This window comes from Xenorhabdus innexi (assembly GCF_002632485.1).
GTDB classification, from domain to species: domain Bacteria; phylum Pseudomonadota; class Gammaproteobacteria; order Enterobacterales; family Enterobacteriaceae; genus Xenorhabdus; species Xenorhabdus innexi.
Map to the genome: position 1 here is coordinate 1 of NZ_NIBU01000068.1, position 15849 is coordinate 15849.

Here is a 15849-nt window from a genome sequence, read left to right on the forward strand (position 1 = left end):
TGAAAGACTTCTCGACTGATATCACTGGCATAAACTTTTCTCATTCCAGTAGGTTACATGAAAAACTGTTCAGGGTGAAAAAGATTCTGAATAGCCTCTAAGTAGTAATAGCCTCAGGCAGCAATTTCATCAGATTGTTTTTGTTTGATTTTTCCTATTATTTCGGTGATTGCATTGCGGGCATCCAGATGGGCTTGCTCTGCTAGTTTTTCACCCATAGCCAGACCTTCGGCAAATATGAATTCCACATCAGTGATACCAATAAATCCCAGAAAAACGTTAAGGTATGGTGTTATCAAATCGGATGCACTGTCTTTATGAATACCTCCGCGGCTGCTTAATACAATAACACGCTTTTCTTTTAATAATCCTTCTGGGCCTGATTCGGTGTAGCGGAAGGTAACACCTGCGCGGGCAATCAAATCAAAGTAGGTTTTTAATTGTATAGGAATAGAGAAATTGTACATTGGTGCAGTGATCACGATAACATCATGTGCTTTTAATTCAGCAATCAATTCATCAGATAATGCCAGAGCCATTTTTTGACGCTCAGTCAGTTCAGCGCCACTTGGGCGCATAGCCCCTAATAGTTCTCTATCCAGTACTGGAACCGGCTCTTTAGCTAAATCGCGAACGGTAATATGACTGTCTGCATGGCTGGCTGACCATTGCTCAATAAAATTGTCTGCCATTTTATTACTTTGTGAATTTTGTGCCATGATGCTGGATTTCAGAACCAGTAAGTTACTCATTTTTAATTCCTTAATGCGTTACTGTAACTAATACATTGTTAACGGTTTTTATAGAACAGGCATTTTAGTGAGATTATCGTTCAGTAAATAGCGCAATATTTCGAGGCTGGCATTCAAAATTATTGAACATTTGATTGAGTTACCGATTTCTAACCAGAAAGCTGAGGGAAATAAATGCGTATATATGAGGTACATTGAAATACTCAAGATATGTTACACTTCTGATATTCCAGTATTAAAACCCTATCCTATAACTCAATTTACTAAAGTACGCTGATAGTAAAAGAAATTTTGACAATAAAGTGCTTTTCAGCAAAACAGCACTACTTAATTAAGAACGTCACAAGGATTTATCACAGTGGAATCACCTTTAACAGCAACTATTGCTGAATTATATGCGGAACTTGAGCACACACCGTTGCGCGATCAATTCCGCTTAAGAAAACGTTTGCAGGGAGCCGCAAAAATAAAAAATCAGGCATCCCTACAAGCCGTAACACAATCTATCTCTGCGGATATTGCGACGGCAAAACAAAAAGTTATTAATCGCCAAACAGCCTGTCCTTCGATTAAATATCCAGAAAATCTACCGGTTAGCCAGAAAAAAGATGATCTCTATAAAGCCATCAGAGATAACCAGGTTGTTATTATTGCCGGAGAAACCGGTTCTGGTAAAACAACCCAGATCCCTAAAATATGCCTTGAACTGGGCAGGGGAGTTAAGGGGCTTATCGGGCATACCCAACCCCGTCGTTTAGCGGCTCGTTCTGTTGCCAGCCGTATCGCGGATGAACTGGAAACCTCGCTTGGTTCAACGGTAGGTTATAAAGTACGGTTTAATGATCAGGTGAGTGAAAATACGCTGGTCAAATTGATGACTGACGGTATTTTGCTGGCGGAGTTACAGCAGGATCGTCTGCTATTACAATATGATACGCTGATTATCGATGAAGCGCATGAACGCAGCCTGAATATCGATTTTATTCTGGGATATCTGCGTCAGTTATTGCCGAAGCGCCCTGATCTGAAAGTTATCATTACCTCTGCAACGATTGACCCGGAACGGTTTTCCCGTCATTTCAGTAATGCCCCAATTATTGAAGTCTCAGGCCGTACTTATCCGGTGGAGGTTCGTTACCGACCAATAGCAGGAGATGATAATGACAGTGATCGGGATCAGTTAGAAGCTATCATTGATGCGGTTGAAGAATTAGGCCGTGAAAGTGCGGGCGATATTCTGATATTTATGAGCGGGGAGCGCGAAATTCGTGATACCGCCGATGCGTTGAGTAAACAGAATTTGCGGCATACTGAAATTTTGCCTCTGTTTGCCCGCCTCTCCAATAGCGAACAAAATCGAATCTTCCAGCCTCACGTCGGGCGACGAATTATTCTGGCAACTAACGTTGCTGAAACCTCATTGACTGTACCGGGAATTAAATATGTTATCGATACCGGTTATGCGCGTATCAGCCGTTATAGCTATCGAACTAAAGTCCAGCGTTTGCCGATAGAGCCTATTTCTCAGGCATCTGCTAATCAGCGAAAAGGCCGTTGCGGCCGTGTTTCTGACGGGATTTGCATTCGGCTCTATTCCGAAGATGATTATTTATCCCGCCCGGAATTTACTGATCCTGAAATTTTGCGTACCAATCTGGCATCAGTTATTTTACAGATGACGTCGATTGGATTGGGTGATGTCAGTGCATTCCCGTTTGTCGAAGCGCCGGATAAACGTAATATTCAGGATGGTGTCCGGTTACTGGAAGAGTTGGGGGCTATTGACACCGAACTTTCAACCGATGGCACTTACCGTTTGACACAAATGGGGCGGCAGTTGGCACAATTGCCGATTGATCCCCGTTTGGCTCGTATGGTACTGGAAGCAAAAACACATGGCTGTGTACGTGAAGTCATGGTGATTACTGCGGCCTTATCCATTCAGGACCCAAGAGAAAGGCCGCTGGAAAAACAGCAGGCTTCAGATGAGAAACACCGTCGTTTCGCTGACAAAGATTCTGATTTTATCGCTTTTCTGAAATTGTGGGATTTTCTGACAGAGCAGCAAAAAGAACTTTCCAGCTCTCAGTTCCGCAAACTTTGTCGTCAGGATTACCTGAATTATCTGCGGGTCAGAGAATGGCAGGATGTCTATACTCAGCTGCGGCAGGTCGTCAAAGAAATTGGTATTCCGGTTAACAGTCAGGAAGCGGATTATCGTAGCATTCATATTGCGTTACTGACGGGGCTTCTATCCCATATTGGTCAGAAAGATGTCGAGAAACAGGAATATACCGGTGCCCGTAACGCCCGTTTTTCAGTATTTCCCGGCTCTGGATTATTTAAAAAGCCGCCTAAGTGGGTGATAGTTGCTGAATTAGTAGAAACCAGTCGGCTCTGGGGACGTATTGCCGCCCGTATCGAGCCGGAATGGATCGAACCTCTGGCATCCCATCTCATCAAACGCCATTACAGCGAACCTCACTGGCAAAAATCTCAGGGTGCGGTAATGGCATCAGAGAAAGTTACGTTATATGGCTTGCCGATAGTGATGGCGCGTCCGGTCAATTACAGCCAGATTGATCCGATGCTGTGCCGCGAATTATTTATCCGTCACGCGCTGGTGGAAGGAGACTGGCAGACCCGCCATTCATTCTTCCGCGCTAACCTTAAATTACGCGAAGAAGTTGAAGAGCTGGAACATAAATCCCGTCGCAGGGATATTCTGGTGGATGATGAGACATTATTCAGCTTCTATGATCAGCGAATTGGTAAAGACGTTGTATCTTCCCGTCACTTCGACCGCTGGTGGAAACAGGTCAGTAAAGAGCAGCCTGAACTGCTCAATTTTGAAAAGAGTATGTTGATTAAAGGGGATGCCAATAAAGTCAGTGCATTGGATTACCCGAACTATTGGCATCAGGATAATCTAAGATTCCGCTTAACTTACCAATTTGAACCGGGAACAGATGCTGATGGCGTTACGGTGCATATTCCGTTACCGATTCTGAATCAGGTCAGGGATGAAGGTTTTGACTGGCAGATTCCGGGTATCCGTCAAGAATTGGTAGTGGCACTAATTAAATCATTACCGAAACCGATCCGCCGTAATTTTGTACCAGCGCCTAACTATGCACAGGCATTTCTGGAGCGGGTAACGCAACCGCAGGCAACACTACTGGAAAGTCTTGAAAAAGAACTTCGTCGCATGACAGGTGTGACGTTGTCACGTGATGACTGGCAATTGGAGCAGGTTCCTGATCATTTGAAAATGACCTTCCGTATCATCGGAGAGAAAAACAAAACGCTGGCGGAAGGAAAAGATCTTTCGGCTCTGAAACTGAAACTGAAAGATAAAGTACAGGAAACACTTTCAGCCGTAGCGGATGATGGTATTGAACAAAGTGGGTTGCATATCTGGAGTTTTGGTGAATTACCTGAACGCTATGAGCAGAAACGTGGCGGCTATTCTGTTAAAGCCTTTCCGGCGCTGGTGGATGAAAAAGATAGCATCGGTATTAAACTGTTTGAAACAGAATCCGAGCAGCTTAATGCCATGTGGGAAGGAACACGGCGATTACTGTTACTGAATATTCCATCACCGATTAAATACCTGCATGAAAAACTGCCGAATAAATCCAAACTGGGATTATATTTCAACCCATATGGAAAAGTACTGGATTTGATTGATGACTGTATTTCCTGTGGTGTGGACAGATTAATTGCAGCAAATGGCGGACCAGCATGGAATGAACAGGCATTTGCCGCGTTGCAGGATAAAGTTCGGGCTGATTTGAATGATGCAGTGGTTGATATCGCCAAACAGGTAGAACAGATCCTGACAACGGTGTTTGCCATAAACAAACGTTTGAAAGGGCGGGTTGATATCGCTCTGGCATTGGCATTATCTGATATCAAAGAGCAAATCTCCGGCTTGGTCTTTAAGGGGTTCGTCACCGCCCACGGCTGGAAACGTCTGGCCGATGTTTTGCGTTACCTGAATGGTATTGAACGCCGATTAGAAAAACTGGCAATTGATATAAACAGGGACAGAGCGCATATGAGCCGGATTGAACATATCCAGCAACAATGGCAACAATGGCTGGCAAAACTTTCGGTTCAGCAGAAACAATTACCGGAAGTAAAAGAAATCCGCTGGATGATTGAAGAACTGCGTATCAGCCTGTTTGCTCAACAACTGGGTACGGCATATCCGATATCGGATAAACGTATATTGCAGGCGATGGAGAATATTGCGGCCTAATAGTTCAGGGGCTGTAGGGTTTCATTATTAAAATCCTATAGCCCCTGTTTCCTCAATAATAAAGAAGGCGTGTTATTTACTGATAAGTCAACGTAACCGTTGCTGTCACATTCGCTTTGCCCGGTGTTATCTGCGGTTCAGTCTGAATATAACGGGCCTGCATCGGAAGCGAGAAATTCCTTACTTGATCGCTGGGCTTAATAACAATTGGTTCACCAATCGATAATAGCCGACTAAGAAAAATAATTTGCAGGCCCACACCTTTTGCGGTGATGTTGTCACTATCATGATCCAATGCCCAAATTTTATAAGAACCGCCTGTTGCTGGGCGTCCGTCCAGCCTCATAGTGATTTCTGTATTAGAATCGCAATCCAGTTCTAAGTTGAAGTTCCTTGACCTAGTGGCGCTATGTATGCCACGAAATTCACTTGTCTTAAATTTACCCATGTTAACGCGGGTTATTTTATGTGTGAGAGAACAACTCGGAGTAGGGGTAATAATTTGAGTTTCAGCTAAATAAAATGAATGGACAATATTACTATGACCTAATCTGGCTCTAGTCAGTATCCTACCTTCAATCTTTCCTGTACCTGTATTGGGTGCAATTTTGACAAGTTGTACCGTCAGATAACCCCAGGTACGACCACAGTAATAAGTGTAACCATGATGCCAACCATGAGGAGGATAGCAGGTTGTTGGATAATTTGATTCTCTGGGGAACCAACCAATACCAAAGTCAGTTAGCCCCCAATTATTGATGCGGATACCAACACCCGGTACGCCGGATTCATAAATCGCATCATAGTTATAATGCGCACGGTTAAAATCAGGTTGATCCCATGATGTTGACATCAGTCTATTACAATAGGCGACATAGCCTTTGTCATATATTTGATCCAGACGAACTTCTTTGATTGTTGTGCCGATAGGTTGATCTTTCGGGACATAGATAGGAGAACCAAAAGAGACTTGTGTTGTGCCGGAATTAAAATCCGGAAAATATTGACAAGCACCCCCCCCATAATTGGCCTGGCTGGCAAAACTGCTCATCATGCCGACGATAAATATACTCGCCAATAGTAATTTGAAGCGGTTAACCATAATTCATTTCCATAATATGTAAAAATATCAAATAAATGCTCAATCGTTGTTATTCACAGGTTGCGTTCAATATATACAGGCCGGATTCAGGCGTTTTTTTAGGCAACTGATAATTAACGTGGCACTCCTGAGCATCTTTATGACCCCATTTCACCCATATCTGACCGGATTCAGGAATACCACTGAGATATGCCTGTCCATCATTACTGACAATGGTGGTGCTGGGTTCATCTGATTCGTTTTGTTGTACTAATGTAGCCGTTGCGCCAAATGGCACCTCTTTTCCCTCGTGAGAAAGAGTCAGTAAAACGCGATAACCAATACGTGTCTGGAAGTCAGCCAGTGTCAAAGCACCTTGAGTAGGGACAATAGTTTGTGTACTGAGATCGATATCAACATTATCCGCCATTGAATATGTGTCCAAAGAGATACGGTTTTTGCGATAGCTACTGGCATAGGGAACAATGGCGTAACCTTTCCAGTCAGTTGCAATACCAGTGTGGTTCTGAACTTTAATGCCTTTAGCACCATTGGCCCGGACTAACACTAATGTATCCCCCAAGGATTGGGAAAAAGTGATACCGTAAGGATGTGCGACGACTCCACCATTTAGGCTGTAGTTTAACTGTCTGGATTGTTTACTATAGTTATAACCCATTCCAGCCTGACCATAAGCACCTTTGTATTCTGAACTGAGGCTTCCGCCAATAGCTCTATCATGGTCAGTGTAATTTTGCTGAATACTGTAAGTCAGGTTGTTATCTTCCAGTGCTGTTCCGCTGAAGCTGACCTGATGAGATGTTTCTCCTTTTTTACTATTAGTCAGGTTATAGCTTGCCCAGCTGTTTTTTAGCCAGCGGTCAAGAGGGATTTGTATGCTGAGTGATAAAATTTGATCATTGTGATTTGTTCCCGGCAACTGACTGTACGAGTAATTCAATGTGTAGTTGACTGAGTTGTAGCTGGTACTGTAACCGGCGCTGAGATTCCTTTCATGACCTTTCTGAGACCAAAAGTCTTGTTGGAAAGCAGATAAATACACACTACCTAAATTCCCTAAAGACTGGTTGACATACATTTGCAGTTTACTGCGTTTATTAATGTTGTGGCGGTTGTTATTTGTACTATTAAACTCATTCACTTCTTTGAAATCATAAAAATCATGAGTTGAGTAACGATAGCCAGCCAAAGTAAAGCTGGTACCAGTCAGGACTAAGTCTTTTGCATATTGAAATCGGTATGACTGCCCGGAAGCGCTACTGTCTGAGGTTAATGCGGATTTTGCGTGAGTGACATCAAAAGAAAATGAACCCCAATCAGAGAGGCTGTAACCCGTTCCCAAAGCAACGGACTGGTAGTTTTTTGAGAAAATCGTTCCACCATATAATGTGACATGATTGGAAAGACCATAACTGACTGTACCCTGCATAAAATAGGGGGTTTTGCTATGTTGAGCGGCTGAACGATATTTTCCGAATGCCAAAGAATGGCGCAGGCTTCTTTCCCTCATCATTACAGGTACAGCTGAAAAAGGTTGCACAGAACGATGCTCTTTTCCGTCAGTTTCTTTAACGATAATTTCTAAATTGCCACTGGAAGTTGTTGGATACAGATCATTAATAATAAAAGGGCCGGTCGGAACGTAGGTTTCGTAGATGATGTAACCATTTTGCTTAATAGTCACCTGAGCATTACTTTGTGCAATCCCCCGTATTGTTGGTGCAAAACCTCTCAGGCTATCAGGCAACATATTGTCATCTGAAATCAGTTGTATACCACGAAACTGAAAACCGTCAAAAATAGGTGAGGGAGTATAACTATCACCAAAAGTCAATTGGCTTTTTAAGGAATGAATATCACGTTGTAAATAAGTGTTCAGGCTCTGCCATTTTTTAGTCTGACTGCTGTAAGTCGAATAATTTCGTAAACGCCAGGCATCCCAGTTGGCACCACTTCTGAGATTGAGAAAATTATTTCTGGTTGATCCGGATTGACCATCCAGCCAGTTAGTGGAACCACTGTAGTTATAATTAACCTGCAAGGACGTTAATCCTTGTTGCCATAAATGAGGAGGCACATAATCTCTGACTCTGTTGTGCAGAGCAGCCTGAGGGATACTGATATCCAGACGTTGTTTATTAAAATCGAAAGAAGAGGATGCAGAAGCAATATACTGATTAAGATCTGTGATTTCAGTTTCTGCTGATAAAGCCGCTAAAACCGGGAATAAATCGACATTAACTCCCATCTCTTTAAGTTGTTTTGGCGTAATTTTGGGCGATAATTTATTATTGACCAGAACAAATTCAACATTGCCAGTATCTATTTTTTCCCGATTGAGATAAGTATCGACCCAATAACGACCCGGTGGCTGTAGGTCGTCCTGCATGAAAATTGATAAATCAATATCTTCAGGGAAACCAGAGTTCGTTTCCAGTGCATTGATATTGAAATATTCTTCTCCGTAAACTTTATCGGCAAGCAGAAGCCATATCGTTGCCAATGCACACAAAAGCACCTTAATTGGTTTGAGAAATAACGCCAAATTATCAGAAATATTGTATTGAAGATAATGGCGGTTGTTATCCATAATCATTTTCTAGTCCTGATAGATTGTATAAAAGTTATGCTCAAAAGGTATGCTTTTCTTCAGGCGTTATTCCGCCAAAATCATTGATAGCTTTCCAGGAAACATAGCTGACATTTTTAACAGGAATATCCCAGCTTAATTGGCCAAAAGGCGCGATCATGCCAGCGGCCTGAATTTCATGGTTTTTCGATGAATTTCCGATAGTTAGGTCAGAGAATGAAATATAATATGGTGTTGGGTTTTCGGCTGTCAGCTTATGACCTTCAACTTTGAATTTCAGCGATTTATAGGCAATTGAAGCGTCTTCTGCCAGTTCAGTAGGGCGGTAAAATAGCTTAAAGCGCGATCTTACAGTGATTTGTAACTGATTTTCTTCTGATTTTACAGTCGCCGGAATAGATTTTACATTCAGCCAGAATAGAGATTCTCTATCGTTTGGTAAATTATCTCCGGTTTTTATAATACGTAATACTGTCTCATTTCCAGCAGTTAATTTGAAAAGAGGGGGAGTGACAATAAAAGGTGTTTTAGTTTCATCATTTTCTCCCTGAATCCAGGATTGTATAAGATAAGAAATATCTGTTTCCGGATTATTTATAGAGATGGATGTTTCTTTTCGGTCACCATTATAAACAACACGAGTACCACCAATAACGATACCGGCAAAAGAAGTATTAATGCTGAAAACACAGATGATAATAAAAATCAAAATACGAAAGTATTTCAAAATGGATACTCCGATTATATTATTTTTTATGCTTATATGTTGATGAAGGTAATTATTTCATAATTACCATTCACTGGTTATAGTGAATGGTAATAGTTATTAATTAGATGTTCTTTGTACTATATATTATTAGTTATAGTCGATGGTGAAGCTGGCTGTTGCATTAGCAGCTCCTGCAGTAACTGTATCTTTAGTTGCAACATATCTAGCAACAAATTCCAGCTCAGCTTCGTTTTTATCAATTGTTTTTCTTGAAGAAGTGCTCCCCAGAGGGATTGGAGTATTACTATTTACCTCATAAATGCCAATAGCTACACCATCAGCAGATCCATCTTTTGTATGCGCTAACGCTAAAAGATTTTTATTAGTATTATCAACTTGCCCATCGAATTTAACTTTAGCAAATTTATTAGCTTCTGGACATTTAGTAAGTTTAATGCTGAAGGATGTTGCAGCTGCGTAGCTACCAGCTTTGTTAAATGCTGTTGTGCTAATGTTACCCATATTCACAGTTTGATTTTTGTTATTTTGATTAATTTCACATGAAGGAGCGATTATCGTTCCTTTAAATTGAATTTGCCCATCGGCAGCATGTGCCAGAGGCATAAATACAGATGAAATAAATAAGGATGAAATAATTAACTTGGTTTTCATTTTTAATATATCCCATCCCTGTTGTATTAATACAACAGGGATATAGCTGATTTAATTAACATTAAAGCTGTACAAATATAATACAGCAAATGAGCAGTCTAAATTGATATCTGAAAGATGGTACAAAGTAGTACCAAGATTCATCTTTAACAGATATTTCAAAGCATATAGTAGTGATCAATTAACAAAGATCAAAATAATAACTCGACAAAGTGCAATATTCAAAGCATTGTGCTGCCATCTTTCTATTAATAGCATTGTAGTTCAGAAACCCGAATATTATTCAATCGTAAATGTATTTTTATTCTGTTTTATAAGATTAACTATTAATTTAGAAGAATATCAGAAAATAAATATGAAGATAAAAGTGCTTATTTTAGTGATTTTATATTTTTACTATATATTTAACCAAATATTATTTATTTGTGATGCGGGTCTCAAAAATAGCATTAATACCTAACATTTAGCATTAGTTAGCTTATATCGCTATTTACTTTAAAAATAGCGATATTTATATCCATTGAAGGTTAACTGAGTGTTAATAATAACTGGTATAACATGATTTGTATGATGAATACTTAAAAAAAAGGGGTAATAACAAAGCAGAATAAATATTTATGTATTGTTCACTAAGTGAGCATAAAAACACATTTTTAGTTACAACATACTAATAAGCGATCCTAAAACAACACTCATCAATCCCAGAGACAAAAAACAAAAAGCTAAGCAGAGCTTCTTTTAAAAAAACTAAAAATGGTAGGAGGAGAAAAATTTTTTATGAGAAATGAGAAGAAAGGGAGAGTGTGGCTTCTCTCCCTTTCCTTTAGCAGTGTGAATGTAGTTTGAAAACGCACTATAGATATTAGTGCATCAGTAACCATGTAGAAGGGATCGTGGTCAATAATAAAATAGCAATTGCTGATTTTTCTAAGTTACTCAGTCTATTAGTACCATCCATTTGTTTTCTGGCATATAGAAAAACAAGCAACCCAGGTGCATACAGGATTACTGAAAACAACAAATGCATTAAGCCAGAAGCATAAAGCAGCCATAAGCCATAAATGCAGGCACCTGTAGCAATAAATAGTAAGACGCGATTACTGCGTTCAAAGGCAACTTTTGCCAAAAATGCACCAACTAAAAAGTAAGGTACCAGAACCATCTCTGACGCAATGGAAAGTAATGTGTTGTAATCACTCCCGCTTAACCAGATTAAAATTAAAGCAATCTGAACAGCGCCATTTGTGATCCATAATGAAGAGGCTGGGGCTTTTTTGTCATTTTGCTTACTAAATACTTTCGGAAATGAGTTATGTAAAGAAGCAATAAAAGGCACTTCGGCAGCCATGATTGTCCAGCTTAGATAAGCACCACAGACAGAAACAATTAATCCGGCAACAATAATGAATTGGCCAGCGGAACCAATCAACCCTACCATCAGATTCGCCATTGAAGGATTACGTATTGCTGCCAATTCTGGTCTGGTGACTAAACCCAGAGAGAGCAGGGTAACCAGTACATAAACCCCCAGTGCTGAAATAAAAGCCAGTAGGGTCGCAATCCCAATATCCTTACGTTTTTTCGCTCTACCTGAAACAACAACCGCGCCTTCAACCCCGATGAAAACCCATAGAGTTATCAGCATGGTATTTTTGACTTGTTGCCAGACAGGGATTTCCATTTCAATGCCAGAAAAGTCAAAGGTAAAGACATCCATTTTGAAAGCAATAACAGCCAGAACAATGAATATTCCTAGCGGTAACAATTTGGCTATCGTTGCTAATTTATTGACACCCGCCGCCGTTTGTACGCCTCTGAGTACAAGCCAGTGTACAAACCAAAGTAAAGCAGACTCGCCGATCAATGCCTGCCAAGTATTCCCGTCACCAAAAATAACGGAACTTCCTGTGTCAGTAAAAAAGCTTAATGCAGCAAAGACGATGACTAAATAAGATACATTAGCAATGATAGCGCAAAACCAATACCCCCATGCAGAGCAGAACCCGACTAACTCACCAAACCCTTCTCTGGCATAAGTAAAAATGCCGCCATCCAAATCAGGACGCAAACGAGACAATAAAAGTAAAGAGATGGCTAAAAAGAGAATACCTATGCCTGTGATCCCCCAACCGATCATTAATGCAGCGGGGCTTCCTGCGCTCGCCATATTTTGTGGCAAACTAAATACACCCGCCCCAACCATCGAACTGAAGACTAATGCGGTCAGAGAAGTAAGGCTTAATTTCTTTTCCAAAGATACGTTCCTAAAAGTCAGATAAAATCAACACGATTAGCCAGAACACTTATTCTGAATATCGAACACATATTGGACATTTATTACATTCATGGGATGGAATGCAGAAATATTCAGTGGTTAAGTCTAAAAACAAAGGGATTTTACGGAGTGAAAGGGCTGTATGCAATGGAAAATTATGCAAAAAAACACAAAAATTATGCATAAAAATATATATTTTCTAATGAAATAAACTATAAATAATTCTTTGCCTTTTTATAACCAATGGATTCTGAGTTACATTGTGGCAGCAGGGGAATGGAACATCTGGCAGGGATAATTCACAACATGATGATATTTTTGTCAAAAAACAGACTAACGTTCACAATATAAACATTATTAATAATAAATAATTAATTTTACGTTTAAGAAACAAACTATAAACATTCACGGAAGTTGTTTAATTGACAATCAGGTAATAAATTTAATAGCCCTGATAAAAGAAGCATACATTAATCGTGCATGCTTCTTTCGTAAGGTTGTTATTACATCATGAGATTGTTATTTAAACAGATCTGCGCTAATGGTAACGTTGCCACCATTAGACTGCCACTCTCGGGTAATATGATAATATTTAGCCCCTTTTTCTGCGGCACGTTTAGCGACCTGATAAGATATTTCAGGATCTGTAGTGTAGTAACCGGAAAAAGTAATGGCATCAAAGGGCACCATTTGAGCAGCGGATGCTTTATTCAGTTCTTCTATTTTTGTTCCGTTCGGCAAGGTTACAGTGTAACGCCCACCTTTTGATGACTGGGTTTCAAAAAAGCGGCCAACGATATTACTGGTTGATGTTGATGAAGCAAGTCCCGGAATTTCGACTTTCTCAGCCGCTTCTCCACCTTGTTCTAAAGCCTGACGTCCGGCCTCAGAATCGGCAGGGATCACAGCTTTATTAGACTGAACCTGACGTTTTGGGGCATCTTCTTTATAGACATAAGCCGTGACAACCTGATTTCCACCATTATTTGGGGCAACATCACGGGCAATAAAGAAAGAGGCGGCATTCTTCTTTTTGGCTGCTTTGGCCAAAGCTTCTTTCAGGTCAGGATCAGTAGGAAAATAACCACTCACAGTGACTGTATCAAAAGGTTCCAGAATAACAGCTTCAGTTTTAGGTAGTTCTTTGATTCCCCGATAAATACGATATTGAGTCGTCTTATCTATTTTTGCTGCATCCTTATGATATAAATCAGCGACAACACGTAAATTACCACTTCCATTAAGATCATCCAGACTTTGAATATAGAAACTGTCAGCCCCTTTTTTATCTGCCTGACGGGAAACAGCATCTGCTGCTTCATAGATAGCATTAAAACGCCCGGTTACTGTAATTCGTTCAAATGGCTTAATTTCAGCGGCTTTCTCTGGTGTTAATTCTTTAGCTGCATTTGCCGTGGTAATTGTAGTTAGGGAGAACATCGCTGTTGCGATGATCGTGGTCTTCAGCTTCATAAAAAATCCTTTCGCCTTGCGCATTAAAATATTTATAACGTGCTGAACATTGTTCTTTATCACATAGCCTGCAATTATTGCATGTAATACTGCTATGCATTCACGCGGTTACATATACATTCATGGGTTTCAATGTATAAAGTTGATTTTTCAGTGTTATTTATCCATTATCACCCCTGCAATATTCAGCGTTATTCATGGGTATTCATGTTGTTTCATGAATAATGTGTACATGAATGCGTACATAATCTACATTAAAAGCAGTGCTATTTTCTGAGGACAATATTATGCCAATTACTGACTCATGGCTCCGCTCTACCAATGGAAAACACCAAGAAAAAATGATTACCAAATCCGATAGAGACGGCTTGTCTGTTCGTGTGACACTTAAAGGAAAAATTATATTTCAATTTAGGTATCGTTGGAACGGAAAAGGAGATCGGATTGATATCGGCACATACCCAGCGACCAGTTTAAAAGATGCTCGTGATTCAGTAATTTCTTATCGCGGGGAATTAGAGCAGCACCGCAATCCTAAAGTAGTTAAGCTCGTTCGTAAAGAAACAGCACTGAATGCAATGTCTGTTAGTGGGCTTATTCGGAGTTGGTGGAGCACGGTAATGGACGGTAATCGAGTTAGTGCTGATGAAATTTTGCGTTCCTTCGAAATTCATATTTTCCCTAAAATTGGCGAGTTACCCCATGATGAGGTTCCGTTACATATTTGGCTTTCTTTAATTGAAGATATTTCCCAGCAGACTCCAACCATAGGGAAGCGAATATTAATGTATACAAAAAGAGCCCATAAATGGGCTGTTCGGCGAGGGATGACTAGCTTCACACCGCTATCTGACGTAGAAAGAAGTGATTTGAATGGGAAAGATGCCAGCACCGATATTGATGGGGATATAGAAGGCAGGATATTAAGCGAAGAAGAGTTGGTGGTGCTTTTTCATATTATCGGAAATTCTAAGTATAACCCACGTAACGCACTAATAATTAAACTGAGCCTGTTATTTGGGTGCCGTATCGGTGAGCTATTAAAAGCTAAAGTTAGTGATTTTGATCACGAAAAAAATATCTGGACTGTTCCTCCTATAAATCATAAAACAGGAAGACGAACCAAAAAACCTATTATTCGGCCCATTATCCCAGCGGCTAATGAATTAATTGAGCAAGCAAAGAAATTAAATTATGGGAGTGAATATTTATTTGTAACGTTTGAAAAAAAACCATGTTCACGGTCTTGGCATAGTAAAATGATCGAACATCTCAGCAAAAAAATGTCAAAACATTTTAATGACACTTACTCTTCTTGGTCAATCCACGATTTACGCAGAACTATGCGCACTGGCGTATCTGAGTTAACTACACCACATGTCGCCGAAATTATGTTAGGCCATAAATTACCGGGTATATGGCAGGTGTACGACAAGCACACCTACCTGAACGAGCAGAGGGAGGCTTACGAGCGCTGGTGGGATAAGTTGACTAAAATGTATTAGTCGTCACTCGATCTGACATTTCATCTTGAAAAGATGAGAGTTACCTACTTTGATTAAAGGTGTTCAAAACTTAAATCAAAACAAAAAGAGGTCACTCTCATGTATCATACTAGCAATTCAATTATCAAACACAAAGTGGGCTTACTTAATCTGGCTGAAGAGCTGGGGAATGTATCAAGAGCCTGCAAAGTCATGGGCGTCTCTCGTGATACGTTCTATCGTTACCGGGAATTAGTCGAAAACGGCGGGGTTGATTCACTAATCAATCAGTCCCGTCGCGTTCCCAATCTCAAAAACCGGGTCGATGAGCAAACAGAACAAGCCGTCGTTGAATATGCCTTAGCGTTTCCCGCTTATGGTCAGGCACGTACCAGTAATGAATTACGTAAACAGGGGGTTTTTGTTTCCGGGAGTGGCGTTCGCTCCATTTGGTTACGGCATAATCTGGAAAACTTTAAAAAGCGACTGGCAGCACTGGAAGCGAAAGTGGAAAAGGAAGGCATTATC

At 40.4% G+C, this 15849-nt stretch carries 10 protein-coding genes; 3 read left to right on the top strand and 7 right to left on the bottom strand.

The window, feature by feature from the left end:
- Positions 1-113 precede the first annotated feature (113 nt).
- Entirely contained in the window at positions 114-752 is a 639-nt protein-coding gene (locus Xinn_RS17430; protein WP_086953072.1) for an FMN-dependent NADH-azoreductase, read from the bottom strand.
- A gap of 358 nt (positions 753-1110) precedes the next feature.
- On the opposite strand from Xinn_RS17430, the gene hrpA reads away from it, so the two are divergent.
- Complete coding sequence (hrpA, locus tag Xinn_RS17435; protein ID WP_086953073.1) at positions 1111-5016, top strand: ATP-dependent RNA helicase HrpA; 3906 nt, start codon at positions 1111-1113, stop codon at positions 5014-5016.
- Positions 5017-5092: 76 nt separating this feature from the next.
- Here hrpA and Xinn_RS17440 read toward each other — a convergent pair whose 3' ends face one another.
- From Xinn_RS17440 to ydgH, 6 genes are all read right to left on the bottom strand, one after another.
- Positions 5093-6118: a fimbrial protein gene (locus Xinn_RS17440; protein WP_086953074.1), complete on the bottom strand. Its 1026-nt coding sequence runs from the start codon at positions 6116-6118 to the stop codon at positions 5093-5095.
- 49 nt (positions 6119-6167) lie between these two features.
- On the bottom strand, positions 6168-8714 hold the full coding sequence (locus Xinn_RS17445) for a fimbria/pilus outer membrane usher protein (RefSeq protein ID WP_244590241.1): 2547 nt from the start codon (positions 8712-8714) through the stop codon (positions 6168-6170).
- 34 nt (positions 8715-8748) lie between these two features.
- Positions 8749-9435, bottom strand: coding sequence for a fimbrial biogenesis chaperone (locus Xinn_RS17450; RefSeq protein WP_169923603.1), 687 nt, complete (start codon positions 9433-9435; stop codon positions 8749-8751).
- Between the two features lie 129 nt (positions 9436-9564).
- Positions 9565-10089, bottom strand: a complete 525-nt coding sequence (locus Xinn_RS17455) for a fimbrial protein (protein WP_086953076.1) — start codon at positions 10087-10089, stop codon at positions 9565-9567.
- Between the two features lie 862 nt (positions 10090-10951).
- Positions 10952-12343, bottom strand: coding sequence for a basic amino acid/polyamine antiporter (locus tag Xinn_RS17460; protein ID WP_086953077.1), 1392 nt, complete (start codon positions 12341-12343; stop codon positions 10952-10954).
- A 540-nt stretch (positions 12344-12883) separates the two neighbouring features.
- Positions 12884-13837 (bottom strand): DUF1471 family protein YdgH, encoded by a 954-nt coding sequence (gene ydgH, locus Xinn_RS17465; protein ID WP_086953078.1) that lies wholly within the window; start codon positions 13835-13837, stop codon positions 12884-12886.
- 287 nt (positions 13838-14124) lie between these two features.
- On the opposite strand from ydgH, the gene Xinn_RS17470 reads away from it, so the two are divergent.
- The gene (locus Xinn_RS17470) at positions 14125-15342 is read left to right on the top strand and encodes a tyrosine-type recombinase/integrase (RefSeq protein WP_099137715.1); all 1218 of its coding nucleotides are present in this window, start codon (positions 14125-14127) and stop codon (positions 15340-15342) included.
- A 99-nt stretch (positions 15343-15441) separates the two neighbouring features.
- A partial coding sequence (locus Xinn_RS17475) for a helix-turn-helix domain-containing protein (protein WP_153043413.1) occupies positions 15442-15849 on the top strand: 408 nt, incomplete at its 3' end.

Coding starts and splice junctions, on each gene's coding strand:
- Xinn_RS17430 (WP_086953072.1), bottom strand. CDS start 752: ATGAGTAACTTACTGGTTCTGAAATCCAGCATCATGGCACAAAATTCA.
- ydgH (WP_086953078.1), bottom strand. CDS start 13,837: ATGAAGCTGAAGACCACGATCATCGCAACAGCGATGTTCTCCCTAACT.
- Xinn_RS17455 (WP_086953076.1), bottom strand. CDS start 10,089: ATGAAAACCAAGTTAATTATTTCATCCTTATTTATTTCATCTGTATTT.
- Xinn_RS17440 (WP_086953074.1), bottom strand. CDS start 6,118: ATGGTTAACCGCTTCAAATTACTATTGGCGAGTATATTTATCGTCGGC.
- Xinn_RS17445 (WP_244590241.1), bottom strand. CDS start 8,714: ATGATTATGGATAACAACCGCCATTATCTTCAATACAATATTTCTGAT.
- Xinn_RS17470 (WP_099137715.1), top strand. CDS start 14,125: ATGCCAATTACTGACTCATGGCTCCGCTCTACCAATGGAAAACACCAA.